The organism is Leisingera sp. NJS204, assembly GCF_004123675.1.
GTDB lineage: Bacteria > Pseudomonadota > Alphaproteobacteria > Rhodobacterales > Rhodobacteraceae > Leisingera.
Window position 1 is genome coordinate 2983679 of sequence record NZ_CP035417.1, and the last position, 25935, is coordinate 3009613.

Annotated in this window: 27 protein-coding genes; 6 read left to right on the forward strand and 21 right to left on the reverse strand. The window is 63.7% G+C overall.

Annotated elements, in window-relative coordinates; genetic code table 11:
• Positions 1 to 72 precede the first annotated feature (72 nt).
• The 17 genes from ETW24_RS14675 to ruvC all read right to left on the reverse strand — a co-directional run bounded on the left by ETW24_RS14675 (position 73) and on the right by ruvC (position 15960).
• Entirely contained in the window at positions 73 to 378 is a 306-nt protein-coding gene (locus ETW24_RS14675) for a chorismate mutase (protein WP_129371742.1), read from the reverse strand.
• A gap of 59 nt (positions 379 to 437) precedes the next feature.
• On the reverse strand, positions 438 to 2114 hold the full coding sequence (locus ETW24_RS14680) for a formate--tetrahydrofolate ligase (protein ID WP_129371743.1): 1677 nt from the start codon (positions 2112 to 2114) through the stop codon (positions 438 to 440).
• A 188-nt stretch (positions 2115 to 2302) separates the two neighbouring features.
• On the reverse strand, positions 2303 to 2878 hold the full coding sequence (locus tag ETW24_RS14685) for an MOSC domain-containing protein (protein ID WP_129371744.1): 576 nt from the start codon (positions 2876 to 2878) through the stop codon (positions 2303 to 2305).
• 274 nt (positions 2879 to 3152) lie between these two features.
• Positions 3153 to 5066 (reverse strand): ATP-dependent zinc metalloprotease FtsH, encoded by a 1914-nt coding sequence (gene ftsH, locus ETW24_RS14690; protein WP_129371745.1) that lies wholly within the window; start codon positions 5064 to 5066, stop codon positions 3153 to 3155.
• A gap of 78 nt (positions 5067 to 5144) precedes the next feature.
• Entirely contained in the window at positions 5145 to 6398 is a 1254-nt protein-coding gene (tilS, locus tag ETW24_RS14695) for a tRNA lysidine(34) synthetase TilS (RefSeq protein ID WP_129371746.1), read from the reverse strand.
• Entirely contained in the window at positions 6395 to 7225 is an 831-nt protein-coding gene (gene ybgF / locus ETW24_RS14700) for a tol-pal system protein YbgF (protein WP_129371747.1), read from the reverse strand. Before ybgF ends, tilS begins: the two co-directional genes overlap by 4 nt.
• Before the next feature lie 4 nt (positions 7226 to 7229).
• Positions 7230 to 7739, reverse strand: coding sequence for a peptidoglycan-associated lipoprotein Pal (gene pal, locus ETW24_RS14705; RefSeq protein WP_027259881.1), 510 nt, complete (start codon positions 7737 to 7739; stop codon positions 7230 to 7232).
• Between the two features lie 91 nt (positions 7740 to 7830).
• Complete coding sequence (gene tolB, locus ETW24_RS14710; protein WP_129371748.1) at positions 7831 to 9156, reverse strand: Tol-Pal system beta propeller repeat protein TolB; 1326 nt, start codon at positions 9154 to 9156, stop codon at positions 7831 to 7833.
• A complete protein-coding gene (locus tag ETW24_RS14715; protein WP_129371749.1) occupies positions 9153 to 10292 on the reverse strand; it encodes an energy transducer TonB in 1140 nt (379 codons plus the stop codon). The genes tolB and ETW24_RS14715 overlap by 4 nt, the downstream gene beginning before the upstream one ends.
• A 15-nt stretch (positions 10293 to 10307) precedes the next feature.
• Positions 10308 to 10799: a protein TolR gene (gene tolR / locus ETW24_RS14720; protein WP_129371750.1), complete on the reverse strand. Its 492-nt coding sequence runs from the start codon at positions 10797 to 10799 to the stop codon at positions 10308 to 10310.
• Between the two features lie 3 nt (positions 10800 to 10802).
• Entirely contained in the window at positions 10803 to 11498 is a 696-nt protein-coding gene (tolQ, locus tag ETW24_RS14725) for a protein TolQ (RefSeq protein WP_129371751.1), read from the reverse strand.
• A 105-nt stretch (positions 11499 to 11603) separates the two neighbouring features.
• Positions 11604 to 11987 (reverse strand): tol-pal system-associated acyl-CoA thioesterase, encoded by a 384-nt coding sequence (gene ybgC, locus ETW24_RS14730; protein ID WP_129371752.1) that lies wholly within the window; start codon positions 11985 to 11987, stop codon positions 11604 to 11606.
• 61 nt (positions 11988 to 12048) lie between these two features.
• Positions 12049 to 12591 carry an RNA 2',3'-cyclic phosphodiesterase gene (thpR, locus tag ETW24_RS14735; protein ID WP_129371753.1) on the reverse strand — a complete coding sequence of 181 codons (543 nt, stop codon included), beginning with the start codon at positions 12589 to 12591 and terminating at the stop codon, positions 12049 to 12051.
• Positions 12591 to 13259: a hypothetical protein gene (locus ETW24_RS14740; protein WP_129371754.1), complete on the reverse strand. Its 669-nt coding sequence runs from the start codon at positions 13257 to 13259 to the stop codon at positions 12591 to 12593. The genes thpR and ETW24_RS14740 overlap by 1 nt, the downstream gene beginning before the upstream one ends.
• Before the next feature lie 324 nt (positions 13260 to 13583).
• Positions 13584 to 14615, reverse strand: a complete 1032-nt coding sequence (gene ruvB, locus ETW24_RS14745; protein ID WP_129371755.1) for a Holliday junction branch migration DNA helicase RuvB — start codon at positions 14613 to 14615, stop codon at positions 13584 to 13586.
• A 144-nt stretch (positions 14616 to 14759) separates the two neighbouring features.
• A complete protein-coding gene (ruvA, locus tag ETW24_RS14750) occupies positions 14760 to 15449 on the reverse strand; it encodes a Holliday junction branch migration protein RuvA (protein WP_129371756.1) in 690 nt (229 codons plus the stop codon).
• A gap of 13 nt (positions 15450 to 15462) precedes the next feature.
• Positions 15463 to 15960, reverse strand: coding sequence for a crossover junction endodeoxyribonuclease RuvC (gene ruvC, locus ETW24_RS14755; protein WP_129371757.1), 498 nt, complete (start codon positions 15958 to 15960; stop codon positions 15463 to 15465).
• 326 nt (positions 15961 to 16286) lie between these two features.
• Here ruvC and ETW24_RS14760 point away from each other — a divergent pair, with 326 nt between their 5' ends.
• Positions 16287 to 16505: a DUF1127 domain-containing protein gene (locus ETW24_RS14760; RefSeq protein ID WP_129371758.1), complete on the forward strand. Its 219-nt coding sequence runs from the start codon at positions 16287 to 16289 to the stop codon at positions 16503 to 16505.
• 167 nt (positions 16506 to 16672) lie between these two features.
• Here the strand turns inward: ETW24_RS14760 and ETW24_RS14765 are convergent, their stop codons facing one another.
• The 3 genes from ETW24_RS14765 to ETW24_RS14775 form a co-directional block, all read right to left on the reverse strand.
• Entirely contained in the window at positions 16673 to 17017 is a 345-nt protein-coding gene (locus ETW24_RS14765; protein WP_129371759.1) for a hypothetical protein, read from the reverse strand.
• A 103-nt stretch (positions 17018 to 17120) separates the two neighbouring features.
• Positions 17121 to 17993 (reverse strand): 50S ribosomal protein L11 methyltransferase, encoded by an 873-nt coding sequence (locus tag ETW24_RS14770; protein ID WP_129371760.1) that lies wholly within the window; start codon positions 17991 to 17993, stop codon positions 17121 to 17123.
• Positions 17994 to 18139: 146 nt separating this feature from the next.
• Positions 18140 to 19375 (reverse strand): MFS transporter, encoded by a 1236-nt coding sequence (locus ETW24_RS14775; RefSeq protein ID WP_129371761.1) that lies wholly within the window; start codon positions 19373 to 19375, stop codon positions 18140 to 18142.
• A 122-nt stretch (positions 19376 to 19497) separates the two neighbouring features.
• On the opposite strand from ETW24_RS14775, the gene ETW24_RS14780 reads away from it, so the two are divergent.
• A complete protein-coding gene (locus tag ETW24_RS14780) occupies positions 19498 to 20559 on the forward strand; it encodes a YeeE/YedE family protein (protein WP_129371762.1) in 1062 nt (353 codons plus the stop codon).
• A gap of 139 nt (positions 20560 to 20698) precedes the next feature.
• On the opposite strand, the gene ETW24_RS14785 is transcribed toward ETW24_RS14780, so the two are convergent.
• Entirely contained in the window at positions 20699 to 22894 is a 2196-nt protein-coding gene (locus ETW24_RS14785; RefSeq protein ID WP_129371763.1) for a primosomal protein N', read from the reverse strand.
• An 81-nt stretch (positions 22895 to 22975) separates the two neighbouring features.
• Between ETW24_RS14785 and fsa the strand changes: the two genes are divergently transcribed.
• The 4 genes from fsa (at position 22976) to ETW24_RS24860 (ending at position 25920) form a co-directional block, all read left to right on the forward strand.
• Positions 22976 to 23629 (forward strand): fructose-6-phosphate aldolase, encoded by a 654-nt coding sequence (fsa, locus tag ETW24_RS14790; protein ID WP_129371764.1) that lies wholly within the window; start codon positions 22976 to 22978, stop codon positions 23627 to 23629.
• Between the two features lie 396 nt (positions 23630 to 24025).
• Positions 24026 to 24724, forward strand: a complete 699-nt coding sequence (locus ETW24_RS14795) for a DUF484 family protein (RefSeq protein WP_129371765.1) — start codon at positions 24026 to 24028, stop codon at positions 24722 to 24724.
• Entirely contained in the window at positions 24721 to 25641 is a 921-nt protein-coding gene (locus tag ETW24_RS14800; protein WP_129371766.1) for a tyrosine recombinase XerC, read from the forward strand. Before ETW24_RS14795 ends, ETW24_RS14800 begins: the two co-directional genes overlap by 4 nt.
• 51 nt (positions 25642 to 25692) lie before the next feature.
• Positions 25693 to 25920, forward strand: a complete 228-nt coding sequence (locus ETW24_RS24860; protein ID WP_129371767.1) for a GDCCVxC domain-containing (seleno)protein — start codon at positions 25693 to 25695, stop codon at positions 25918 to 25920.
• The last annotated feature ends 15 nt before the right edge of the window (positions 25921 to 25935 follow it).

Sequence of the window (25935 nt, forward strand, 5' to 3'; positions counted from 1 at the left end):
AGGCCTGAGACCTGCCTTCGTCAGTCCGTTTTCAGGGTCGCGATGCCCGGGCCGCAGGGTCCCTGCCCAGCATCACTCTTCCCGGATCACCCGCGCCTCGCGGGCAATCGACCAGTCCACCAGCTGCCGCCACAAACGCTCTGTCAGGTCCGGGTCCAGCCCCTGGGCCTCAGCTGCGGCGCGGGCATTCATGACCACTTCCTCGACCCGGCTAGGGATCCGCGCAGGCCAGCCGTTTGCCTGCTTCAGCGCGATGGCCCGGTCGATATAGCCGGCACGAAGGGCCAGCAGCGCGATCAGTTCCCGGTCCAGATCGTCGATCTGCAACCTGAGGCTGGCCATATCTGCGCAGGCGTCCGGCGGGGTGCGTGTGCTCATGTCTAAAAACTCTCACGGCCCGGGATGGGTCCCGGGCCGTGAGTGCCGCATATCCTGTCTTAGAACAAGCCTTCGATCTGGCCGTCGTCATTCAGACGGATGGTTTCCGAGGCCGGTTTGCGCGGCAGGCCCGGCATCGTCATGATCTCGCCGCAGACCGCAACGATGAAGCCCGCACCGGCTGACAGGCGGACCTCACGCACCGGAACCGAATGGCCGGTGGGCGCGCCGCGCAAGCTCGGGTCGGTCGAGAAGGAATACTGGGTTTTCGCCATGCAGACCGGCAGATTGCCGTAGCCTGCGTCTTCCCATTCCTTCAGCTGATTGCGGATCTTGTTGTCGGCCAGCACCTCGTCGGCGCGGTAGATGCGCTTGGCGATGGTGTCGATCTTGTCGAACAGCGACATCTCGTCCGGGTAGATCGGCGCAAAGTTGGCCTGGCCCGCATCGACGATTTCCACAACCTTCTCGGCGAGCGGCGCCGAGCCTTCCGAGCCCAGCTCCCAGTGGCGCGACAACACCGCCTCGACGCCATGGGTGGCGGCGTAGGCTTTGACGGCGTCCACTTCGGCATCGGTGTCGGTGACGAAGTGGTTGATCGCAACCACAACCGGCACGCCGAAGGATTTGATGTTCTCGATGTGGCGGCCCAGGTTGGCGCAGCCGTTGTTCACAGCCTCGACGTTCTCGGCGCCCAGATCCGCCTTGGCAACGCCGCCGTTCATCTTCATCGCGCGCACGGTGGCAACCAGCACCACTGCCGACGGCGCAATGCCTGCCTTGCGGCATTTGATGTTCATGAACTTCTCGGCGCCGAGGTCAGCGCCAAAGCCTGCCTCAGTCACCACATAGTCTGCGACTTTCAGCGCGGTCTTGGTGGCAATCACCGAGTTGCAGCCATGCGCGATGTTGGCGAACGGGCCGCCGTGCACAAACGCCGGGTTGTTTTCCAGGGTCTGCACCAGGTTCGGCTGCATCGCGTCCTTCAGCAGAACGGTCATTGCGCCCTCTGCCTTGATGTCGCGGCAGTAGACCGGGGTCTTGTCGCGGCGGTAGGCCACGATGATGTCGCCAAGGCGCTTTTCCAGGTCCTTCAGATCGTTCGCGAGGCACAGGATCGCCATCACTTCGGAGGCCACGGTGATGTCAAAACCGGCTTCGCGCGGGAAACCGTTGGACACACCGCCCAGAGACGCGGTGATGGTGCGCAGGGCCCGGTCGTTCATGTCCACAACCCGGCGCCATGCAACGCGGCGGGTGTCGATCTCGCACTCATTGCCCCAGTAGATGTGGTTGTCGATCATCGCCGACAGCAGCGAGTGGGCCGAGGTGATGGCGTGGAAGTCGCCGGTGAAGTGGAGGTTCATTTCCTCCATCGGCACCACTTGCGCGTAACCGCCGCCTGCAGCGCCGCCCTTCATGCCGAAGTTCGGGCCCAAGGACGCCTCGCGGATACAGATCATCGCGTTCTTGCCGATCCGGTTCAGACCGTCGCCCAGACCCACGGTGGTGGTGGTCTTGCCTTCGCCCGCGGGCGTCGGGTTGATCGCGGTCACCAGGATCAGCTTGCCGTCTTCCTTGGACTGAACCGAGTTGATGAACGACTGGGACACCTTTGCCTTGTCGTGGCCGTAGGGCAGCAGGTCATCGCTGGAAATCCCGATCTTCGCACCAATCTCCTGGATCGGCTTCTTCTGCGCTTCACGCGCAATCTCGATGTCACTCTTGTAGCTCATGGCAAGGTTCCTGCTGAGTTTGCATACAATCGCCGGCACAGAGATGCCGGTTTCGCGATAGACTTAGCCAATATGCGGCAAAACACGCGCGTGATTTCCGACATTATCCTGCCTTGAAGCGGCGTGAGGTCTCTCGCAGGCCCTGCAAAGGTTCCTTAAAGGAAACGCTTTCCCTTTAAGGAAGGGTTTCACGGCGCCCAGGCGCGTTGATCCGGCACAAAGAGGGCAAATTTGCTGCCCAGGTCCACACTTCCCGGCCGTTCAACCCAGGCGGTGATTCCCCGGCGGTTCTTTGCGGCAGGCTTGAACCGGGCGCCACATCCGCTGTGATCTTTTTCAATCTCCCGCCCTGGCAGCACGCAAGGCCGGTTTTCCATGTCGACAGTCAAGGTCACCCCATCCGGTCCCTGCAGCCGGGAACCAGGCGGCACAAAGGTAAAGTCCGGGATGCCGCGCAGGATGATAGTGGCGCCCAGATGGGCCGGGTCGAGCCGCTCCATTCCCATTTCCGCGGCAATCACAGCCAGCTCTTCCTCGGACAGGATCGTCAGCTGGCGGACATTGCGGATTTCGGTGCCTTCCGGATAGAGATTGCGGACCCGCACGCAGGAGGCGCGGTTTTCCCCTTCGTGGCGCCCGCCGGCAATGCCGGAAAACCCAAGCTGCAACTGGCCGGCCGGTTCCGCCCGCAGACTATCGCCAGCCGGAACCATGCCCAGCCAGATGATTTCCCCTTTGAATCCGCTGTCCCGCAATACCGGCATTGCCTGTTTCTCCTGCTGAAGTTTGATCAATCCCGGCGAAGGCTACACGCTCTGACAACGGTTGCCAGCGCGAAAATGCCTGATACCCCTTTGTTTCCGGATGAGGAAATCGCGCAGCCGGCCAAAGGATCGGATCGCGATAGCGATCCGATCCGGGCGGGGGCCGCGGCGGGCAGCAAAGCTGCCCGCCGCGGCCCCCGCCACCCGTCCCAAAAACAAACGTCCCGGAAACCGCAGCTGGTTTCCGGGACGTTTCATTTTCAGGTTAGGATCCTCACGCTGTCGGCTCAGGCTCCATGCCGCCTTCCGGCGGGGATTTTTTCGGCTTGGCCTTGGGGATTGCGGTGACCGAGGCATTACCCTCATCCTCGCCGCCATCTTCGTCATCACCGGCTTGCGGCGGCTCGCCATTCATGACGCGCTTGATCTCTTCACCGGTCAGCGTCTCGTACTCCAGCAGGCCCTGCGCCAGGCGTTCCCACTCATCATGATGGTCGGTCAGGATCTGGAACGCGCGGTCATAGCCGGCTTGGATGAAGCTCTTTACCTCTTCCTCGATCATCTCCTTGGTATTTGCGGAGACCGAGAAGCCGGCAGTGTTGCCCGAATAGCCCTCATGCGCTTCGGCATAGTCGATATTGCCGACTTTGTCGGACATGCCCCAGCGCATCACCATGGCGCGGGCCAATTGGCTGGCCTGCTGGATGTCGCCGGCCGGGCCGTTGGACACATGGTCCTCGCCGTATTTGATCACTTCAGCCGCTTTGCCTGCCATCGTCATGGCCAGCTTCTGCTGGCATTCATCACGGTGCCAGTTCAGCCGGTCCATTTCAGGCAAGGACACCACCATCCCCAGCGCGCCGCCGCGCGGAATGATTGTCGCCTTATAAACCGGATCGCATTCCGGCAGTATATGGCCGACAACCGCATGGCCGGCTTCGTGATAGGCGGTCTTTTCCTTCTGATCCTGGGTCAGCACCATCGAGCGGCGCTCGGCCCCCATCATCACCTTGTCCTTGGCCGATTCGAAATCTTCCATGGTGACAAAGCGGCGTCCGACGCGGGCCGCCATCAGTGCCGCCTCATTCACCAGGTTGGCCAGATCCGCACCCGAGAAACCAGGCGTGCCACGGGCGATGATGCGCAGATCCACATCCGGCCCCAGCGGCGTCTTGCGGGCATGCACGCCCAGGATCTTTTCGCGGCCCTTAATATCCGGGTTGCCAACGGTGACGTTGCGGTCAAATCGGCCCGGACGCAACAACGCGGGATCAAGAACGTCCTTACGGTTGGTCGCGGCCAGGATGATCACGCCCTCATTGGCCTCAAAACCATCCATCTCAACCAGCAGCTGGTTGAGCGTCTGCTCACGCTCATCATTGCCGCCGCCATAACCGGCGCCACGATGGCGGCCCACGGCGTCGATCTCGTCGATGAAGACGATGCAGGGGGCGTTTTTCTTCGCCTGCTCGAACATGTCGCGCACACGGGACGCGCCGACACCAACGAACATTTCCACAAAGTCGGAGCCAGAGATGGTGAAGAACGGCACACCGGCCTCGCCAGCAATCGCGCGCGCCAGCAGCGTCTTGCCGGTGCCCGGAGGGCCGACCAGCAGCGCCCCCTTGGGGATCTTACCGCCGAGGCGCGAAAATTTCTGCGGGTTGCGCAGGAATTCGACGATCTCTTCCAGCTCTTCCTTGGCCTCATCAATGCCGGCCACATCGTCAAAGGTCACCCGGCCATGCTTTTCGGTCAGCATCTTGGCCTTGGACTTGCCGAATCCCATGGCACCGCCTTTGCCGCCGCCCTGCATCCGGTTCATGAAATAGATCCAGACGCCAATCAGCAGAATGAAAGGGAGCAGCGTGATCAGGAAGGACTGAAAGCCCGACTGCTGCTGTTTTTCGGCGCGCACTGGAATGTTCTTGTCGATCAGAAGTGCTGTGACTTCGGCATCGGCCGGTTTGATGGTGACATAGTTCTGCCCATCGGTCGTGGTGTAGCGCACCTGTTCCCCGTCCAGAGTGACGGTGCTGACCTTGCCGGTCTCAACCGAGCTGACGAAGTCCGAGAAAGTGCGTTCACGGCTCTGCATCGTGCTGCCGGAACCGCTGAACAAATTGAACAGCGCCAGAATCAGCAGAAACAGAACAACCCAGAAGGCGATATTGCGAGCGTTGCCCAAGGAAAGTTCTCCCTATCAGATAGGCGCGCCACACGGGCCGCCTGCGTTGTGCTTAAAATAAGGATCATTCGAGCAGGTTCAATGCGATAAAAGGGATGCAAAGAACTCTTCTTCGGTTCCGGCGGTTTCCGCCGACCAGCCATTGGCAAATCCAGCCGCTGGTGCAGCCGCCAATTCCCCGCCCCGCCACACTGCCGGAGTGGCCTGCAGCACGGCGCCCGGCATCCCTGCAGCACGCCAGTCCGGGCATAGTTGCAGACCCTTTTGGCCTAGCGCGCGAATCTCGCAACCCTTTGCGTCGCCGCCAAAAACCTTCCACCTGCCGTCCCAGGCCTGCCCCGGCAGCGAGGCCTCGCCGCGCACGGAATTATATTCGCGGCAGATCCATATTTGTTTGCTGGTGGTGACCAGACGGCAGCCCGCCAATGTGGCCGATCCGCCGTTGCGGGCCGCCAGAACGGCTTTTTCCATCGGCACGCGGCGCGGCGGGTAAGCAGTGCCGGAAATCCACTGAATGGAGCGCACCAGCAGCCGGTGGCTGATTTCACTGGGCAAAGTGCGGAATTTGCGCTGGCACAGGACAACGGCCCCCGCCTGAACATGCGCCAGGTCGCGGGCGGCAAGGAACACGTACCAGTCCAGCGCTTCACGGGCTTTGGCCATGTTGCGGGCAATCTTGGCAAAAACCGCAGGGGTCAGGCCCAGCGGCGCCAGTTCCTGCAGTGCCCGGCGCACCCGGACCCGTTCGAATCTGGTATCCTCGTTGCTCGGGTCTTCTGACCATGCAATGCCACGGCCTTCCAGATATTCCCGCAATTCGCAGCGGGTTACATCCAGCAGCGGCCGCAGCAGCGTCACGCCGTTGTGCGTGCGCCGCTCTGCCATGCCCGACAGCCCGGTCACACCCGAGGCACGCGCCATCCGCATCAGCACCGTTTCAGCCTGATCATCGGCAGTGTGGCCCAGTGCCAGCACCGGGATGCCGTGGCGCCGTGCCCAGCCGGTCAGCAGATCATAGCGCGCCTCGCGGGCCTGATTCTGCAGATTGCCCTCTTGCGGCCCGTCTTCCCAGCGCAGCACCGCATGACTGATGCCAAGCCGGGCTGCCGCCGCCCCTGCAACCTCTGCCTCTGCCGCCGCTTCCGGACGCAGCCCGTGATCCACAGTGGCTGCAAACAACGTGACCTCGCCGCCGGCGAAACAGTCGTGCAGCAGATGCAGCAGCGCCATCGAATCACCGCCGCCCGAGACAGCGATTCCCAGCCGGTCAGGAAGGGCGGAGCGGAACTGGCTCTGCACCAGGGGCAGGATATCGCGCCGCACGCCCGTCAAGAACAGCCCAGCTTGGCCATTTCCGCCGCGGCCTCGGCCTCTTCTGCCGCACCCGGAAAGCGCACGCCGACCTCGGTCAGCGTCACGCAGGCCTGATCGGTCTGGCCAAGGCGGCCCAGTGCCGAGCCCAGCTCAAACAGCGCCTTGGGGGCCACCGGCCCGACGGAATTGCCGGAGAACGCCGCCAGATAGGCCCGCGCGGCCTCGCGGGTGTCGCCCAGCCCGTCCAACGCCTTGCCGCGGCTGAATTCGGCGGCCGGCGCCAACGGGCTGCCCGGATAGACCTGATTGAAGGCCGCGAATTTCTCCGCCGCATCCTGGTAAAGCCCCTCGGACAGCAGTTTTTCAGCAGCGTCAAAGTCCGCCTGCTCGCCGATTGCCAGCTCACCTGATGCCGGGCCGCCCGTGCCCTCCGTCTCAATGGCGCCGGCGCCTGCAACCGGCAGCTCACCGCCGCCCAGCGTGGTCGTCTCGCCCAGGGCGCCGATGTCGCCGCCTTCCAGCTCGACCAGCCGGAATTCAAGATCACCGATCCGGTTGGTGCCATCGCTGACAATCCGGTCGATCCGGTGATTCATCTCCTCGGTTTGAAGGGTCAGCCGCTGCAGCTCGCTTTCAATCGCGCCGACCCGGTCCAGAACGGTATTACCGGATAGATCCGCCGAGGGCGCGCCGGTAGTCGACAGCTCCCGCTTCAATCGCTGGATCTCGACGTGCAATACAGTCAGCTCCTGACGGATATCAGCGAGGGTCTGCTGATTCTGCGCCGCCAGCGGCAGCGGCAGCAGCAGTACAGAGGCCAAAAGCGCAATGCGCAAAGATTTCATGGCGTTACCCCGTCAACCCGCCTGCCAGAACCGTCACCGCGCGGCGGTTCTTGGAATAGCAGACCTCGTCCGAGCAGATTTCCAGCGGGCGTTCCTTGCCGAAGCTTACCACCTTGATGCGGCTGCCGGCGACACCTTGGGACATCAGGTATTCGCGGGCGGCATTGGCGCGTTTCGCACCCAGGCCAAGGTTGTATTCGCGGGTGCCCTGCTCGTCCGCGTGGCCTTCGATGGTGACCACATAATCGGCGTTCCGGGCCAGCCACTGCGACTGCCCTTGCAGCGTTGCCTGGGCTGCAGGCGACAGGGTGGACTGGTCGATTGCAAACAATACCCGGTCGCCCACGGTCTGCTGGAAATAGGCCGGGCTGGCCGGATCCAGCGCGCCTGCACCGGCGCCTGCACCGCCTGCCCCGGCCCCGCCGCCGTTCAAATCGTCGTTCCATGGATTGCTGCTGCAAGCTGTCAGCCCCAGCACGGCCACCGCCGCCATTGCCAATTTCAAACCGCTCATATCGTCTGCCTATCCCTTTGCGTTTCTTAACCCGAAACTAGCATAAGCCCGGGGGTGGTACTATGCGGGTATCCCCGCCTTAACGGCCCATTTACTGCTGCAGCGGAGACCAGGCCGGGTCCGAGGCCCCGTCCGGTGTCCTTACCGGCTTCAGATTGCGCCCCGTAATGTCCACCGAATAGAGCAACGCCCGCCCAGTGCTGCCCTGGCTTTCACGGGTGAACATGATCACCCGGCCATTGGGTGCCCAGGTCGGCCCTTCGTCCAGGAACGAGGCAGTCAGCAAGCGCTCCTCGCTGCCGTCGGTGCGCATCACGCCGATATGGAACCGGCCCTTGTTCTGTTTGGTAAAGGCAATCATGTCGCCGCGCGGCGACCATACGGGCGTGCCATAGCGCCCCTGGCCAAAGCTGATCCGGCGCGCCTCGCCGCCGCTTGCGGGCATCACATAAAGCTGCTGACTGCCCGAGCGGTCGCTTTCAAAGACAACCTGCGACCCGTCGGGCGAAAACGACGGCGCGGTCTCGATCGAGGGCGCCGAGGTCAGCCGGGTCTTGCCCCCGGTTCCGATATCCATCGAGAACAAATCGGTGTTGCCGCCCTGGGTTTGCGAGTAAACCACCGTGCGCCCGTCCGGCGCAAACCGCGGCGCAAAGCTCATGATGCCGTCGCCGCTGGACAGGATTTTGCGCTGCACCTGGCCGACATCCAGCACATGGATCTGCGGAAAGCCGCTCTCATAGCTGGTGTACAGCACCCGGTCGCCAGTGGGCGAAAACCGCGGTGCCAGCACAAGAGACGCACTGTTGGTCAGATACTGCACATTGGCGCCGTCGTAATCCATGATCGCCAGCCGCTTGCGGCGGTCGTTCTTGGGGCCGCTTTCAGAGACATAGACCACCCGGCTGTCGAAATAGCCGCTTTCGCCGGTGATTTCGCTGTAGATCGCATCAGCCACCTTATGCGCCATCCGCCGCCAGCCGCCGGTGGTGCCGGAGAATTGCAGCGCGCTTTCCAGTTCCTTTTCCGCAAACACGTCATAGCCGCGGAACCGCACCGTCAGCCGGTTGCCGGTGACGCTGACGGCGCCAGTGATCAGCGCCTGGGCGTTCACCGCTTTCCAGTCGGCGTATTTCACCGCATCGTCAAAGCCGGTCACCTTGGAGATATGGGCGCTGGCGGGCACTTCCCGGAACAACCCGGTGCCGCTGAGATCCGCCGCCACCACCCGCGCGATCTGCGCCGCATGCTCCGCAGCCGAAGGGGTCTCGGGCACAAAATCCGGCACCGCATAGGGCAATGGCTCAATCACACCCTGATCGATCTCGATACGGAGCGGGCCGGTCTGCGCCGCAACGGCGCCCGCCCCGGCCAGTGCCGAAGCCCCGATCAGCACAGCTGCCAGAATTTTCCTCATTTGATCCGCATCCTTTCCGGATTGAATGTCATCTCAATATCACGCCATTGCGCGTATTTTTCAGGGGGAAGCTGAAACCCCTTGGCTCCGCAGCGGATTATTGCCCGCCGAGCGGCCCCAAAGGCCTGTTGTGCCGCCGATGACGACCCGCCGGTGCTTGACAGCATCCGGATGCTGCCGCTGTCCGGCTTGCCGTCCTGTGCCAGCGACACCGTCACCACCACCGTGGTGTTCAACGCATCCGTCGACAGCGACCCCACATTCCAGCACTGCGACACCGCAACCCGCAGGGCATCTTTTTCGCCCAGCGTCAGCGGCGGGCCGGATGGTTCCGGCGCCTCAACATCGGCACCACCTGCCAGGGCTTCTGCCAAGGCATCCTCCACTGCGGAAGGCGTATCCGCCGTCTCCGTCTCCGGCTGCGCCTGCCCGGCCGGCTGGGCCGCTTCCACGGCCTCTTCCGGTTGCGGCTGCGGCCGGGCCGGCCGTGTCCTGGGCCGCACCGATACTGCCGGCGCAGCGGAGGCTGCAACGTCCTCGCCTTCGTTTTCCTCAGTCACAATCCGGTCGCTGGCAGCCTCGGGCGCAGTGGCCTCCTGCACCTCCTGTTCGGTTTCGGCGCCCTCTTCCGGTGCCACTTCCGGCTGGGCAGCATCGTCAACCCTGGTGTCCGGTTCTGGTGGCGCAACAGGCTCAGGCGCGACACGCTCCACCGGGCGCGGCGCAGTTTCAGGGCGCACCTGCGGCACCAGCGCAGCTATCTCCGGCTCCTCAGCCGCTGCAGGCGGCGTGTCCGGCACATCCGGCTCGGGCTGCGGCTCGGGGATCTCTGTCACTTGCGGATCCGGCGCCGCCGGCGCGACCGGTTCGGGCTGAACGGTTTCCGGCTCCGGGTCCGGCTGCGGCGCGGGCTCGGGTGCGGGCTGCACTTCGGCCGGTTCATTCAACGGTGCAGGTTCGGGGGCGACTTGCGGCGCCTGGCGCTGCTGGCTGAGCTTTTCAAACTGCTCCGCCGATATCAGCGCCACCTGCTGAACCCGGGACGGCAAAGGTTCGGAGGGGAACCAGGCGCCAAAGACAACCCATCCCATCAACAGCCCATGTCCGGCAAGAGAGATCCTGGTTCCGGTCTGCACCGCCCGCGTCCCCGCTTACTGCCCTGCACCCTCAGACGGCTGCCCGTCCAGGGCCGGGCCGCCGGTGTCCGTCACCAGCCCCACGTTGGAAAACCCGCCTGCGTTCAGCGCGCCCATCACCTGCATGACATCCGCATAGGCGATCCTGCCATCCGCCCGCAGAAACACCCGGTCCGAGCTGCGCTCGGCCGCAATCGCCCGCAGCTTGGGCACCAGTTCATCGCGCGAAACCGGCGTGGTCTGGATTTCAACACCACCCTCGGCGGTCATCGTGACAGTCAGCGGCTCTTCCTCATCACCGGGCAAGGCGCCCGCTGCAGTCTTGGGCAGCTCTACCGGCACGCCGACCGTCATCAGCGGTGCCGCCACCATAAAGATAATCAGCAGCACCAGCATCACATCCACAAAAGGCGTGACATTGATTTCAGACATCACCCTGCCGCGTCCGCGGCGGCGTCCGCGGCGGCGGTTGCTGCCTCCTGAAGGCTGCTGGACTGCGGCACCCATAGCTCAGGAATCCAACTGGCGGCTGAGGATGGTGGCGAACTCATCGGCAAAGCCCTCATAGCCGCCAATGATGCGGTCGCTGTCCGCGCTCAGCTTATTGTAGAAAACCACTGCCGGAATGGCCGCCAGCAGGCCCAGCCCGGTCGCCATCAGCGCCTCGGCAATGCCGGGCGCCACCACGGCAAGGTTGGTGTTCTGCTGTTCTGCAATCTCGATAAAGGCGGTCATGATGCCCCAGACAGTACCGAACAGCCCCACAAACGGCGCGGTGGAGCCAACGGTAGCCAGAACCGACAAGCCGCTTTGCAGCCCTTCGGTTTCCTTGGCGATGGCCACATCCATCGACCGGTCAATGCGTGCCTGCGCGCCAGGGATCAGCCCGCCGTCGCTGCGGTGGCTGCGCCGCCATTCGGTCATGCCTGCGGAAAAGATCCGGGCCGCCTGACCCGGCGGCCTTGCCCCGACCTGGTCGAACAGCTCATCCAGCGGATTGCCGGACCAGAAGGCGCGGTCAAAGGCATCCGCCTCGCCGCGCGCCTTGCGGTAGTTGATGGTTTTCTGAATGATGATGCCCCACGACCAGACCGAAGCCCCGATCAGCATCAGCATCACCAGTTTCACGGTTACGGTGGCCCGCGCGAAAAGGCCCCACATGGAGAAATCAATCTCCTGCGCCAGCGCCAGAGTTTCTGCTTCCATTCGCCTGCTCTACGATTTCCCGGCCGTTTCTCCGGCCTTATTTGGCCAAAGGCTAGCCCAGTTCAATGTCAAAGGCCATTAAAACAGGCGCTACTGCGCCAAATGTTACTGCAATGCGCGAATCTCTGCCGGAAGCCGCGCAGGCTTGCCGCCTGTGGTGATGCAGACAATGGTGACCTGGGCCCGGAACAGCGGCTGGCCGCCGCGCGTGACCTCTTGAAGCAGCACCATCCGGGCCGGTGTCACATTGTGCAGCGCGGTGGCGACAAGCAGCTCCTCGTCGAATTTGGCGGGCGCCAGGTAATCCGCCTCAATCCGGCGCACAACATAGATCCGCCCGGCCTCGCGCATGGCGTTCTGATCGACACCGATGCCGCGCACCCAGTCGCTGCGCGCACGTTCAATAAACCGCAGGTAGTTGGCGTGATAGACGATCCCGCCCATGTCGGTGTCCTCGTAGTAGACCCGCACCGGGAATTCGTGGATCATGCTCTGCACTCCTGTGATTTGGCGGGCAATCTATGGCTGGGGCCGGGCCGCCGCAAGCGCCTCAGCTCTCCAGCGGGTATTCCGCCAAAACATCATAGCGCGCGCCTTCGGGGGCCAGCGTAGACTGGTATAGCGCAAAGCATTCCGCATCGGTCTGCAGCCGGAAGCCCGCCGCCGCTTGCAGGAAGCCGGCGATCTTCTCCAGCTGACCCGGCTGCAGATACCGCGGGAACCGGGCCAGCGTCACATGCGGGCGGAACCGTTCCCGCGCCAAAGCAATTCCCGCCGCCTGACAGGCACTGCGCACTTGGTTCCGCAGGCGGCTCAGCTCCGGTGTCTTTTGCACCGCGGCAGCCAGCACCCGCGGCTGCCTGCCGCCAAAGGTCTCCAGCCCCTGAATGCTGAGGGTCAGAACCGGAGCGCGGATGGCGGCGAGTTCCTGATGCAAGGCTTGCAGCATTTGTTCCGGCTGATCATCCAGAAATGCCAGCGTCAGATGCATATTCTCTGAAGGCACCGGCCGCCCTGCGGTCAGCTCTTCTTGCACGCGCTCCAACGCAATCCGGGCTGCATCAGACAGCGGCAAGCCCGCGAAAGACCGCATCAGGACTGCGGTTGCCCCGCCGCCGGCGCTTGCAACCGTGCAAACAAGCGCAGGGCGTGGGACTTGTCGTCCGCCGCCAGCGGCATCATCCGGTCATAAGCTGCCGCGATGATCCCTGCAATTTCGGGGCGCAGGATAGTGGCGCCGGTCTCCGGCAGCACCGCCAAGGGGGAGGTTTCAGCAAAGGCCGCATCGCCCCACATCAGCGCCACCTGCACCGCCTGGGTCAGCGCCAGTGTCTCGGCGGGCATCTGCGCCATCGCCCCCTGCATCCGCAGGAACACAAACGCCGCCTTGATGCCCCCCTGATCGTCAAACCGGAACGCCCGGTACTGGCTGGCATCCGCCGCCTTCAGCCGTGCCACCAGCGGCGCCAGCCCGGGGATCAGCCGGTCCAGATCAGGCACTTCCAGCAGTTCATCCCAATCCAGGAAAAAGAAGAACATCAGGTTCGAGCCCAGCTCAGGGTCGGTCTCCGCCATCTGATGGCCCGCCAGCGTCATCACTGCCTCCAACGCACCCTTGACGGTTTTCAGCGTCTCGTCCTGAACGCCAAAAACGATCGGCGCTACCGGCCGGCCCCAGCGGGCACAAGCGTATGCGCCGTCTTGGCGGGTGAACATGGCTTCGATCTGTTCGGGCGTCAGGTCTGGCAGCTGGGCGGTCATATGCGTCTCCTTGATCCTGTTCTGTCTATGCCGACTGTGCCGCGCATCGGCAAGGGGGAGGCTCCCGCGCCTGTCCGGCCCCCTGGCTGCGCCAAGCCGCCGCAAACAGCCTTGGGCCGTGCGCCGCTGGTGCGGCGCATCCAGCATTGCGTCAAACAGATGCGGTCCGGCTTCTTTCTGGTCAAAAACACCCCCGCCGGAGGCAACGCCGCGCTGCAGCTCAGCACCTGGCCTGAGCATCACACAGGCACATCGCCTCCACCTTCCGCCCCCACAGTATAGGTAAGCACGGTGGGTACAGCTTAATGGTAGATACTCCGCCGCCTACCCGAACAGATCGTTCCGGGAACGCGGCGGCGCCATCCCCAGGTGGGTCCAGGCCTTTTGCGCCAGCATCCGCCCGCGCGGGGTGCGCTGTATCAGCCCTTGCTGCAGAAGGAAGGGTTCAATCACCTCTTCCAGCGCGTCGCGGCTTTCGGACAAGGCCGCGGAGATCGTCTCGATCCCCACTGGCCCGCCACCGTAATTCTCGGCCACCAGGTTCAGATACCGCCGGTCGGCGCCATCCAGCCCCAGCTGATCCACCCCCAGCCGGGTCAGCGCGCCATCGGCCAGTTCGCGGGAGATCCTGCCATCGCCCTCCACAACCGCAAAGTCTACAACGCGGCGCAAGAGCCGCCCGGCGATCCTGGGGGTGCCGCGGGCGCGCCGCGCGATCTCGCGGGCGCCTGCATCATCCGCAGGCGCACCCAGCTTGCGGGCATTGCGGCGGACAATCTCGAACAGCTCGTCAATGGTATAGAACTGCAGCCGGGTCGGGATGCCGAAGCGGTCGCGCAGCGGTGTGGTCAGCAGGCCCATCCGGGTGGTGGCCCCGACCAGGGTAAAGGGCTGCAACTCGATCCGCACGGTGCGCGCCGCAGGGCCTTCACCGATCACCAGATCCAGCTCGAAATCCTCCATCGCCGGATAAAGCACCTCCTCCACCGCCGGGTTGAGCCGGTGGATTTCGTCGATGAACAGCACATCGCTGGCTTCAAGATTCGTAAGGATCGCTGCCAGGTCGCCGGCCTTGGCCAGAACCGGGCCGGAGGTCATGCGGAAATTCACCCCCAGTTCACGGGCAATAATCTGGGCCAAAGTGGTCTTGCCAAGGCCGGGAGGGCCGTGGAACAGCGTGTGGTCCATCGCCTCGCCGCGGCGGCGGGCGGATTCAATAAAGACCTTCAGGTTGGCGCGGGCTTCGGCCTGGCCGATGAATTCACCAAGACCCTGCGGACGCAAGGCACGGTCGTTTTCGGCTGAACTGTCCTCAGGCAGCGGTTCGGGGCGCAGAGCGGGGTCGGCGTCAATCATGGTACAGGTCTCTCTGATATGTCCCACCCGGCTGAAGGCCGGGCAGCGCCCGACCCTCCCGTTTTGCCGAAGGCAAACCTTTGGTTTGACGGGAGGGCGCTTCGCACCCGCCCAGCGTCGGGCGCTGCCCTTGGTGTTTCATCTTCACCCCTTCGGCGCCAGCAGCCGCAGCGCCGCGCGGATCAGCTCTGCTTCATCCGCATCCGGATAGGTGGCCGCAGCCTCAGCCACCGCTGCCGCCGCGTCCGACGGACCATAGCCGAGATTGCCCAACGCCGACAGCGCCCCGGCCGACGCCGCAGCGGCACCAGTGGGTTTCTTTGGCGGCGCCTTGCGGGCCGGTTTGGCAGCAGGTGCCGGCCCGGCGTCCTCGACCACCTCCAGCCCGGGGCCGTCCATCGCATCCGCCACAGCGCCCCCCATGGCCATCACACCCGGCGCCTTGTCCTTGAGGTCCAGCACGATGCGCTGCGCGGTCTTGGGGCCGACGCCCTTGGCCGCCTTCACCGACGCCCAGTCGCCTAAAGCAATCGCCCGGCTGACCCCGTCCGGCCCCAGCGTGCCGAGAATGGCCAGCGAAACCTTGGCCCCGACCCCCTGCACCGAGGTCAGCAGCCGGTGCCATTCCTTCTCCACCAAAGAGGTGAAACCATAAAGCTGCATCAGGTCTTCGCGCACCACCATCTCGGTATAAAGCGCGATCGCTTCGCCTGTGCCCGGCAGCGCCGCCATGGTGCGGTCGGAGCAATAGACGATATAGCCGACACCGCGCACGTCGATCAGCACGTGGTCCTGCGACCGGTAGTCGAGGCGGCCTGTCAGTTTGCCGATCATGCCAGCCTGCCAATCATGCGCGTTTCTCCTTCAGCTGCCGTTGCGACGTGCCGCCGTAATAAGCATGGCAGATGGCAATCGCCAGTGCATCCGCTGCATCGGCACCCTTGGGCGCACAGCCGGGCAGCTGCAGTTTGACCATATGCATGACCTGCTCCTTTTCGGCGTGCCCCACGCCGACCACAGTCTTTTTGACCCGGTTGGGGGCATATTCGCCCACCGGCAAGCCTGCCTTGGCGAGCGTCAGCAGCGCAACTCCGCGCGCCTGACCCAGTTTCAGGGTGCCGGCACCGTCCTTGTTCACAAAGGTCTGTTCGATCGCGGCCTGATCCGGGGCATAGGCCTCAATGATTTCGGTGACCTGATTGTGCAGCGACAGAAGACGCTCGCCCAGATCATCGCCATCCGAGCAGCAATGGCCGTTGGCAACATGGCTCAGCCGCGGGCCATTTGATTCGATGACCCCCCATCCAAGGGTGCGCAGCCCCGGATCAATTCCCAGAATCCGCATGATGTGCCCGGTCCCCGTCTGCTCTTTGCAATTATTTTTCCAACGATTAGCACAAAACGCGAACATGTCCAATTGCTTTCCCTGCGCGCCGCGCGCCGCCAGGGAAGCAAATCCTGTCCTGAAACCGACCTTCCGCAATAGGCGGAACGACATTTCCCGGCAAAAGCAGCGCGCAGGCAAAGCGCCCTTGTTATTAAGGCGCAAAGCTATGCGCACTGTGCATATGACGCATGCAATTTCGGATCTTGCCGGGTTGGATTTTCCTCACTAGATGCCCGCCATCGCAACATAGCGACGAAGCCAACACCAGATCAGAGGACACGGATATGGCCGCATTTGACACTACCCGCACCACCTATGGCTCCACCGGCCTGTTTGGCCGCTTCGGCGCACTGGTTGCAACCGCAACCGGCATGTTTGCTGCCTGGAATGACGCCCGTGCAACCCGCAACGCCCTGTCGGGCCTGACCGACCGCGAGCTGGCCGACATCGGCATGTCGCGCGGCGACATCGAAGCCGTTGCCACTGGCAAAACTGCTTTCTGAGCCCCCTTTTTCCGCCCTGCCTCCTCCCTCGGGGCGACTAGGGAAACGCCGCGGACCTGACAAGGCCGCGGCGTTTTTTGTTGCCGGATTGCACGGCAAGACCGCGCCGCAAAAAGGCCGCCGGCTCCCCCTACCAGCGGCCTTTTTGCCCCCTGCCCGCATTGCTGTCAGCGCAGAACGGGCCCGATTTTCCGGGCCAAGAAGACTGACACCGGGTCTGCCTGCATCAGGAAGGCGCCCGCGCGTTCAATGCCGCTGCCGCCGGCCAGCGTCTGCACCCGCGCGTCATAGCTGCCAAAGCCAAGCGCCGCCATCAGGAAGCCCTTGAACAGCAAAAACGCCGCCGCGAAGAAAATCAGCGAGCGTCCTGAAATCCGGGATTGCAGCCGTTGCGGCTTTACCACCAGCAGCCCGTCCGGCCGCAGATTTGCGGAATAGCCCGCGGAAAGGGCTTCATGTTTGCGGTTGATGTGCTTCAAACGCGCCTGGAACTGATCACGATGTTCGCCCATTACGAGCCTCCGAACTGGCCCCCACCAGCGGATGGCCCATCTTTGGCTCGAATTGGGGCGAAAATGCGGCAAACCATTCAAATTCGCCGCAAAGTTAAGTCAATCAGCCCGCTTTACGGAGAAGTAACGTTGTCCATTCACCAATTTCATCCCGGCGCTCGGGATTGATGCCGTTCTGCGCATAAACGTTAACCACGTCCTCGGCCTGCTCGTTCAAAATGCCCGAGAGAATCGCATAGCCGCCGGGCCGCAGATTCGCAGCGACATCCGGCGCCAATGCCACCAGAGGGCCCTTCAGAATATTGGCGAAGATGAGGTCGAACGGCGCCTGCGCCTGCAGATCCGGGTGATCAAAACCAGCGGCTTCCACACAGGCAACCTGGCCTTCCATGCCATTGGCCTTAAGGTTTGCTTCGGCGACTTCAACCGCCACCTGGTCGATGTCGCTGGCCAGAATGGTGCCGTCCCAGACCCGGGCTGCCGCCATTGCCAGCACCGCGGTGCCGCAGCCGATGTCGGCCACCTTTTCGCCATGAAAGCCTTGATCCAACAGATGATCCAGCGCCTTGAGGCAGCCCAGCGTGGTGCCGTGGTGGCCGGTGCCAAAGGCCATCGCCGCCTCGATCAGCAGCGGGATCCGGTCCGCAGGCAGCTTGTCCGCGTCATGCGAGCCATAGACAAAAAAGCGCCCCGCTTCGACCGGCGCCAGTTCGCGGCGCACATGGGCGACCCAGTCGGTTTCCGGCAGTTCCGAAACCACAAAGGGCTTGGCTTCATGCATCGAGGCCAGCAGTGCAAGACCGGCCGCATCCGGAGCATCGGTAAAGTAGCCGCCAACTTCCCACAGGCCCGAGCCGTCCTCCATCTCAAAGACGCCCACACCGCTGGGTTCCGGGGTCAGGCGTTCCATGGCTTCGCCCAGCGCTTCGGCCTGGGTTTTTCCGGTGAGCGTGGTGAGGGCAGTGAATGTGGGCATGGCGTCTCTCCTGAAACTGTTGCCCAGCGCCTAGGTCGCCGCGCCGCCCGCGTCAAGCACCCCGGCCTGGCCGCAGGCCAGGCAGCGCCCGCGCACACAGTGAGCGCGGGCGCTCGCCCCGCGGCTGGCGCCACGGGGCTGCTGGACTATTCTGCCGGCGCCGGGCTTGCGTATTTGCTGAAAATGGTCTCATTGCCAGGTTCCGGATGGCGCGGGATCAGCAGCGACAGGGACAGCGACACCAGCGCCATGGCCGCCGCCAGCACAAAGACCATTCCGGGCGACAGTACCCACAAAAGACCCAGCAGCACCGGCAGAAACACCGCTGCAATATGGTTAATGGTAAAGGCCACCGCTGCGGTTGGTGCGATATCCCCGGGATCGGCGATTTTCTGGAAATAGGTTTTCAGCGCCAGCGCCAAGGCAAACAGCACATGGTCGATCACGTAGAGCACCGCCGCAACCGCCACCCCCCAGCCGAACCAGTAGATCCCGCCATAGGCCGCAAAGACAATCGCCAGCCCGGTGTATTCGAAAATCAGCGTCCGGCGCTCGCCGAACATGGCCACTGCCTTGCCCAGCATTGGCGCCAAGACAATGTTGATCACCAGGTTGATCAGGTAAAGCCCGGTCAACTCATGCACATCAAAGCCGAATTTTTCGACCATCATGAAGCCAGCAAAAACCACAAAGATCTGCCGCCGCGCGCCGGCCATGAACTGCAGCGCATAGTACAGCCAATAGCGTTTGCGCAGGATCAGCTTCTTGGTCTGCGGATGCGGCGCATCAAACTGCGGGTAGGCAACCAGCGCAAACAGCGCGATCAGCGCCGTTGCCCCGCCTGCGGCCAGAAAGACAGTATTATAGGCCAGATCAAACCGGTCCCAGGTCAGCACGATGAGGCCGTAGACCACCAGCGTCGCCGCTGATCCAGCAGCCACCAGCCAGCCCAGCGTCTGCGGCGCCTTTTCCTTGGACAGCCACTGCAGCTGCAGCGACTGGTTCACCGTCTCATAATAATGAAAGCCGATGGAGCTGAGCAGCGTCACCATCAGCAACCCGCCCAGAGACGGGAACCAGGCGGTGACAGCTGTGGCCACTCCCAGCAAGGCAAGCGAGATCAGCCCCAGCACCTGCTCGCGCACAAACAGGATCACCGCAATCACGCCGACGGCCAGGAAACCCGGGATCTCCCGCACCGTATGCAACAGGCCAATATCGGCGCCGTCGAATTGCGCTGCCTCGATTACGAAATTGTTGAGCAATGCGCTCCAGGCATTGAAGGCGATCGGCATCGCCAGCGCCATCACAAACAGCAGCACCATGGGACGGCGCCAGAAGGGGAGGCTTTGCGCCTCAAGCAGGGGCATGGGCTTGAACATATCCAGCATCTACGCTCCCCAACGGGGTTTGGCGAGAGGGCAGCGGCCAATGCACATCTGATCTGCATCAATGCAGAGGTGGCCGCATAAACATATCACCATTCGTGAATGGGAGATTTGTGATGGATCTGGTTCCTTTGGTTGAACATATCGGTGAGGCCCCTGCCGCCGCGTTGTTCGGGCTTCTGACCGGCGCTGTCTTCGGGATGGCGGCGCAAAGATCGCGCTTCTGCCTGCGGGCAGCTACGGTCGAATTCGCCAGCGGCCGCCTGGGGGACAAGGTTGCGGTTTGGCTGCTGACCTTCTCCACGGCTGTTGTCTGGGTGCAGGCGGCGCAGATGCTTGACCTGATGGACAGCGCCGATGCAAGGATGATGGCGGTGCCCGGCAGTTGGTCCGGTGCCATTCTGGGCGGGCTGATGTTCGGCGGCGGCATGGTGCTGGCGCGCGGCTGTTCAGGGCGGCTGCTGGTGCTGGCAGCCACCGGCAACCTGCGCTCGGTTGTGTCGGGGCTGATCTTCGCCGTTGTCGCGCAAATGAGCCTGTCCGGCCAGCTGTCGCCTTCCCGGGACTGGCTTGCCGGGCTCTGGATTACCGAAGGCGGGCGCAATCTGGATCTCCTGGCCGCGCTGGGGCTGCCAAAGGCGGGCGGGCTGGCACTGGGCCTAGCCACCGCCGCTTTGGCGCTGGTGTTAGCGCAGCGCAACCGGATCGGCGCAAAAAGACTGATCTTTGCCTCCGGCGTTGGGTTTGCTGTCGCGCTGGGGTGGGTGCTGACTTATGCGCTCAGTCAGGTCAGCTTTGATCCGGTGCAAATCGAGAGCGCCACCTTCACCGGACCATCGGCGCGCACATTGATGTTCTTCCTTGACCGCAATGCAGTTCTCGAGTTTGACATCGGCCTGGTTCCCGGCGTGTTCATCGGCGCAATGCTGGCCGCGGCGCTGGCCGGAGAAATGAAACTGCAGGCCTTTGACAGCCCCTCCACCATGCGCAAGGCAATGATTGGCGCGGCTTTGATGGGTTTTGGCGGCATGCTGGCCGGCGGCTGCGCGATCGGAGCAGGTGTCACCGGCGGTTCGATTTTCACTGGCACCGCCTGGGCCGCGCTGTTCTGCATGTGGGCCGGGGCGGTCGCTACCAGCTTGCTGATCAGAGATCACGCCGAAATTCTGCGGGTTTGATCAAACGATAGATGCGAGGCTCTGCCTCGCGCTCCGGGATATTTTAAACCAGAAGAACAAGGGGGCCAGCCTTCTTCTTGCTCAAAATATCCCGGGGGAGGCCGCAGGCCGGGGGCGGAGCCCCCCTTTCATCCCGGCATCAAAAGAAACTCTGAGGATCAATATCAATGCTCAGCCGCAAGTCCCCTTTGAGACGCAAGGGCGCGGTCCAGCGGGCGATCGCCGCTTGCAACGGCACGCCCTTTGCCGCCTTGATCAGCAGCCGCACCCGGTGGCGGCCGCGGACGCGGGCGATGGGTGCTGGGGCCGGGCCGAATACCTGCGCACCGATCTGGCGCAACGGACCGTCGTTGCGGGCCATCGCATTGCCCAGGTCAAAGACTGCTGCCAAGTCCGGCCCCGACAGAATGATGCCTGCCATCCGCCCATAAGGCGGCACGCCGGCGGCCTGGCGCTCAGCAGCCTCGGCTTTCCAGAAGCTCTCCTCGTCCCCCGACAGAATTGCCCGGATCACCGGATGTTCAGGCTGAAAGGTCTGCATCAATGCTTCCCCGGGCCGCTCTGCCCGCCCGGCCCGGCCTGCCACCTGGCGCATCAGCTGAAAAGTGCGCTCGGCTGCACGCAAGTCCGAACCTTGCAGGCCCAGGTCGGCGTCGATCACCCCCACCAGCGTCAACAGCGGAAAGTTGTGCCCCTTGGCTACCAGCTGGGTGCCGAGGATGATGTCGGCCTCCCCCTTCGCAATTTCCTCGATCCGGCTCTTCAGGGCACGGGCGGAGCTGAACAGATCGGAGCTCAGCACCGCGATCCGGGCCTCGGGGAACAGGGCAGTGGCTTCCTCTGCCAGCCGCTCGATGCCGGGGCCGACGGGGGCCATCTTGCCCTCTACCTCGCAGGTCGGGCAGGCCTCCGGCACCGGTTTGGTTTCACCGCATTGATGGCACATCAGCCGTTTCATGAAACGGTGCTCGACCATCCGCGCGTCGCAATGGTCGCAAGCCACCTGGGCGCCGCAGGCGCGGCAGATGGTGACCGGGGCAAAGCCGCGGCGGTTCAGGAACAGCAGCGACTGTTCGCCCCGTTCCATCCGCAATTTCATCGCCCGTTTCAGAGTGGGCGAGATCCAGGTGGCGGGCAGCAGATCCTCTGACCGCATATCGACGCTGCGCATCTCAGGCAGCACCGCGGCACCAAAGCGAGCTGTCAGGTCCAAACGTTTGTATTTGCCCGCCTCAGCGTTGACCCAGCTTTCCAGGCTGGGTGTAGCGGAGGCCAGCACCACCTGCGCCGAGCACATCGCCGCCCGCAGCACCGCCATGTCGCGGGCGTTATAAAGAACTCCATCTTCTTGCTTGTAGGAGGTGTCGTGCTCCTCATCGACGATGATCAGGCCCAGATCGCGGAACGGCAGAAAAAGCGCCGAGCGGGCACCGATCACCAGCTGCGCTGCCCCCTGCCCCGCCATTTTCCAGACCCGGCGGCGCTCGGTCATTGTGGCGCCGGAATGCCATTCCGCAGGATTGGCGCCGAACCGCGCCTCAACGCGGGTGAGAAATTCGGCTGTCAGCGCGATCTCCGGCAGCAGCACCAGCGCCTGCCGCCCGGCGCGCAAGGCGGCGGCGACCGCTTCCAAATAAACCTCGGTCTTGCCCGACCCGGTAACACCTTTCAGCAGCGTGGTGCCGTAGCGCCCGCTGTGGACGCCTTCGGCCAAGGCGGCGGCGGCACTTGCCTGATCCTCGGTCAGCTGTTTGCCGGGCAGCTCCGGGTCCAGCTGCGGATAGGGCGTGTCACGCGGCGCTTCCTCCTCGCGCAAGGCGCCCTGCTTCACCAGCCCCTTCACCACCGAGGGCGTCACATCGGCCATATCCGCCAGCTCGCGCGGGGTGAAGGCAAGGCCGCCGTATTGCTCCAGCACCTCCAGCACCCTTGTGCGGGCATCGGTCATCCGGTCCGGCACGCCCTCGCCCCGGCGCAGGATCTTGCGCATCGACGGCGGATCGCTGAGGCCCGGCGCCCGGGTCGCCAGCCGCAGCATCGCGGGCATCGGGGTAAGCGTATAGTCAGCCGCCTTGCCCAGAAACTGGCGCATCTCGGTCCGCATCGGAGCCACGTCCAGAACCCGGATCACCGCACGCAGCTTGGCCGAATCGAAATCGCCCGCACCCGGCCCCCAGACCACGCCCAGAACTTTGCGCGGCCCCAGCGGCACCTCGACATAGGCGCCTAAGTAACAGCCGCCCTCCGGTGCGCGGTAATCCAGAAGCCGGTCAAGGGGTTGCGTCGTCAGCACCCCGACCCGTTCGCCTGCCTGAAAGAACTCCTGCCCGCTCATGCTGCTGCCCATGTTGCCGCCCGTAATCCCATGAGGTAAAGGCAGAAGCGACAGAGGCCAACCCATCCAAAGGACTGCCCCATGAAATTCTTCGTAGATACCGCCGAGATCGACGCGATTGCCGAGCTGAACGATCTGGGCATGGTGGACGGTGTCACCACCAACCCGTCGCTGATCAAGAAATCCGGCCGCGACATCATCGAAGTGACCAAGGAAATCTGCGCCCTGGTTGACGGCCCGGTCTCTGCCGAGGTCACCGCAACCGATGCCGAGACGATGATTGCCGAAGGCCGCAAGCTGGTGGAGATTGCAGAGAACATCGCGGTGAAGGTGCCGCTGACCTGGGATGGCCTGAAAGCATGCAAAACGCTTTCCGATGACGGCCATATGGTGAACGTAACCCTGTGCTTTTCGGCCAATCAGGCGCTGCTGGCGGCCAAGGCGGGTGCCACCTTTATCTCCCCTTTCATCGGGCGTCTGGACGACATCAACCTGGACGGCATGGAAGTGATCGAAGACATCCGCACCATCTATGACAACTATGGCTTTGAAACCCAGATCCTGGCCGCCTCGATCCGTTCGGTGAACCACGTGCTGGACTCGGCCCGCATCGGCGCCGATGTGATCACTGCGCCGCCGGCCGTGATCAAGTCGATGGTGAACCATCCGCTCACCGACAAAGGCCTGGATGCATTCCTCGCCGATATCAAGGCGGCGGAGATCAAGATCCTCTGATCCCGCTTAGTGGATCCAGGACCGTGAAAGGCGCCCCTGATCGAGGCGCCTTTTTCTTTGCAAACTTTAGTACCAGTGTTTTTACAAGCACCTTCATAACCGCAGCGAAGCACTCCCGCGTCCCCGCACGCCCCGGCTGACGCCGGACCGCATGGGGTCTTGGGCCCGGCAGCGCGCCTGCGACGCGCTGCCGCGGCGTTTCACGCCGCCGCGCCGGGCACCTGCCCGGCGCCCCGCCCAACGGACGCTGTGCATGCCAATGCACTGCCGGCGGGCGGGAGCAGCGCCGCCGCTGCAATTTCCGCTGCAACTGCATTTTTCCGCAGCAAAGCCCGGCTCCCATGCTATACACGTCACCAAACCCGTCAGAGGTCCGGATCCGCAAGAGTTTTTGACATGAGCAGTTCAGCCAACCTGGAAACCCAGTTGCGCGAGGCGATCCTCGCCAAACCCGATGCCGTGCTGCAAGACCAGCACCTGATGAATGCCCTTGTCGCCGCCAATGAGCGGGCAATGGGCTCCAACGTCGTCGATCTGCGCGGCATCGCGATGGAGCGGATGGCGGCACGGCTAGACCGGCTGGAGGATACCCACCGCTCGGTGATTGCCGCGGCTTATGACAATTTGGCCGGCACCAACCTGATTCACCGCGCCGTCCTGCGGCTGCTGGAACCGCAGGACTTCGCCGGCTTTCTGGCCTGCCTGGAACAGGAGATGCCGGAGATCCTGCGCGTGCAGTCCCTGGCGCTGGTGCTTGAGACCGCCCAGCCCGGCGGTGCCGAGATTGAACGCAAGTCCGGCGCCCTGAAGCTGTCAGGCCCCGGTTTTACCGAAAGCTATGCCGGCCAGCCCGGCAGCCAGCGCATTGTGACCCTGCGCCAGACCCAAAGCGGCAGCCCACGTGTTTACGGAGCAAAAGCCGAATGGATCCGCTCCGAGGCCTGCCTGATGCTGGATCTGGGCGAGGGCCGCCTGCCCGGAATGCTGGTGATGGGTTCCGAAGACCCGCATCAGTTCTCGCCGATGCAGGGCACCGATCTGCTCGCTTTCTTTGCCGGCGTCTTTGAACGCGCGATGCGCTGCTGGCTGTCATGACATTGATCTCCCCGGCCTGCCGCGATGCCCTGCAGCTTTGGCTGGAGCGGTTGGGCGGGCTGGAGGCTGCCTCGGCCAACACGCTGGCCGCCTACCGCAGCGATGTCAGCGCTTTCCTGGCCTTCATGACCGAACACTCCGGCGGCCCGCAAGGGCTGGGTGCGCTGGCGCGGATCACCACAGCCGATATGCGTGCCTGGATGGCCTCGGAGCGCGGTTCGGGCACCGGTGCCCGCTCGCTGGCGCGCAAGCTATCGGCAGTGAAAACCTTCTACCGCTGGCTGGCGGAGCGCGAAGGGTTTGAACCTGCCGCGGTGCTTTCTGCCAGGGCGCCGAAATTCCAAAAGAAACTGCCCCGCCCGCTGGCGCCGGATGCCGCCAAGGCGGTGCTGGAAACGGTGGAGCTGCAATCGCAAACCGATTGGGTTGCAGCCCGTGACGTGGCGGTAGTCACACTGCTGTACGGCTGCGGGTTGCGGATCTCAGAAGCACTGAACCTGACAGGCTCCGACGCGCCGCTGCCGCCGGTGCTACGTATCCTGGGCAAGGGTAAAAAGGAACGGATTGTGCCGGTTCTGCCAGCAGCGCGCGACTCGGTGGACCGCTACCTTGCGCTCTGCCCGCATCCGCAGGAGGCACAAGCACCGCTGTTCCGCGGTGTGCGGGGCGGTGCGCTGAACCCGCGCCAGATCCAAGGGGTGATGGCCCGGACCCGCGCCCAGCTGGGGCTGCCCGCAACGGCAACGCCGCACGCGCTGCGCCACAGCTTTGCCACCCATCTGCTGGAGGCAGGCGGCGATTTGCGGGCCATTCAGGAGTTGCTGGGGCACGCGTCCCTGTCGACCACCCAGGCCTATACGGCGGTGGATACCACGCATCTGATGGACGTCTACATGCGGTCGCACCCCAAGGCATGACTTGACCCCAAAGCCTGACTGGCCTTTGCTGAAGCCAGGGAGGCCTGCCGCATGTCTGCAACTGAACCCGCAACACCCGTTTTGACCAGTGTTCTCACCTGTCCTGCGTGCTGGCATGAGGCCGCAGAAGAGATGCCGCAAGACGCATGCCAATGGTTTCATGAATGCCCGGCCTGCCGCGCCCTGCTGCGGCCAAAACATGGGGATTGCTGCGTTTTCTGCTCCTACGGCAGCATTCCGTGCCCGCCGGTACAGACAGGCGGCAACTGTTGCGGCTAGCGTGGCCGCGCATAT

What these genes read in the sequence shown, in the direction of transcription:
- ETW24_RS14675 (WP_129371742.1), bottom strand. Translation starts at nt 378, where the DNA reads ATGAGCACACGCACCCCGCCGGACGCCTGCGCAGATATGGCCAGCCTC.
- ETW24_RS14680 (WP_129371743.1), bottom strand. Translation starts at nt 2,114, where the DNA reads ATGAGCTACAAGAGTGACATCGAGATTGCGCGTGAAGCGCAGAAGAAG.
- ETW24_RS14685 (WP_129371744.1), bottom strand. Translation starts at nt 2,878, where the DNA reads ATGCCGGTATTGCGGGACAGCGGATTCAAAGGGGAAATCATCTGGCTG.
- ybgF (WP_129371747.1), bottom strand. Translation starts at nt 7,225, where the DNA reads ATGAAATCTTTGCGCATTGCGCTTTTGGCCTCTGTACTGCTGCTGCCG.
- pal (WP_027259881.1), bottom strand. Translation starts at nt 7,739, where the DNA reads ATGAGCGGTTTGAAATTGGCAATGGCGGCGGTGGCCGTGCTGGGGCTG.
- tolB (WP_129371748.1), bottom strand. Translation starts at nt 9,156, where the DNA reads ATGAGGAAAATTCTGGCAGCTGTGCTGATCGGGGCTTCGGCACTGGCC.
- tolR (WP_129371750.1), bottom strand. Translation starts at nt 10,799, where the DNA reads ATGGGTGCCGCAGTCCAGCAGCCTTCAGGAGGCAGCAACCGCCGCCGC.
- tolQ (WP_129371751.1), bottom strand. Translation starts at nt 11,498, where the DNA reads ATGGAAGCAGAAACTCTGGCGCTGGCGCAGGAGATTGATTTCTCCATG.
- ybgC (WP_129371752.1), bottom strand. Translation starts at nt 11,987, where the DNA reads ATGATCCACGAATTCCCGGTGCGGGTCTACTACGAGGACACCGACATG.
- thpR (WP_129371753.1), bottom strand. Translation starts at nt 12,591, where the DNA reads ATGCGGTCTTTCGCGGGCTTGCCGCTGTCTGATGCAGCCCGGATTGCG.
- ETW24_RS14740 (WP_129371754.1), bottom strand. Translation starts at nt 13,259, where the DNA reads ATGACCGCCCAGCTGCCAGACCTGACGCCCGAACAGATCGAAGCCATG.
- ruvB (WP_129371755.1), bottom strand. Translation starts at nt 14,615, where the DNA reads ATGATTGACGCCGACCCCGCTCTGCGCCCCGAACCGCTGCCTGAGGAC.
- ruvA (WP_129371756.1), bottom strand. Translation starts at nt 15,449, where the DNA reads ATGATCGGCAAACTGACAGGCCGCCTCGACTACCGGTCGCAGGACCAC.
- ruvC (WP_129371757.1), bottom strand. Translation starts at nt 15,960, where the DNA reads ATGCGGATTCTGGGAATTGATCCGGGGCTGCGCACCCTTGGATGGGGG.
- ETW24_RS14760 (WP_129371758.1), top strand. Translation starts at nt 16,287, where the DNA reads ATGGCCGCATTTGACACTACCCGCACCACCTATGGCTCCACCGGCCTG.
- ETW24_RS14765 (WP_129371759.1), bottom strand. Translation starts at nt 17,017, where the DNA reads ATGGGCGAACATCGTGATCAGTTCCAGGCGCGTTTGAAGCACATCAAC.
- ETW24_RS14770 (WP_129371760.1), bottom strand. Translation starts at nt 17,993, where the DNA reads ATGCCCACATTCACTGCCCTCACCACGCTCACCGGAAAAACCCAGGCC.
- ETW24_RS14775 (WP_129371761.1), bottom strand. Translation starts at nt 19,375, where the DNA reads ATGTTCAAGCCCATGCCCCTGCTTGAGGCGCAAAGCCTCCCCTTCTGG.
- ETW24_RS14780 (WP_129371762.1), top strand. Translation starts at nt 19,498, where the DNA reads ATGGATCTGGTTCCTTTGGTTGAACATATCGGTGAGGCCCCTGCCGCC.
- ETW24_RS14785 (WP_129371763.1), bottom strand. Translation starts at nt 22,894, where the DNA reads ATGAGCGGGCAGGAGTTCTTTCAGGCAGGCGAACGGGTCGGGGTGCTG.
- fsa (WP_129371764.1), top strand. Translation starts at nt 22,976, where the DNA reads ATGAAATTCTTCGTAGATACCGCCGAGATCGACGCGATTGCCGAGCTG.
- ETW24_RS14795 (WP_129371765.1), top strand. Translation starts at nt 24,026, where the DNA reads ATGAGCAGTTCAGCCAACCTGGAAACCCAGTTGCGCGAGGCGATCCTC.
- ETW24_RS14800 (WP_129371766.1), top strand. Translation starts at nt 24,721, where the DNA reads ATGACATTGATCTCCCCGGCCTGCCGCGATGCCCTGCAGCTTTGGCTG.
- ETW24_RS24860 (WP_129371767.1), top strand. Translation starts at nt 25,693, where the DNA reads ATGTCTGCAACTGAACCCGCAACACCCGTTTTGACCAGTGTTCTCACC.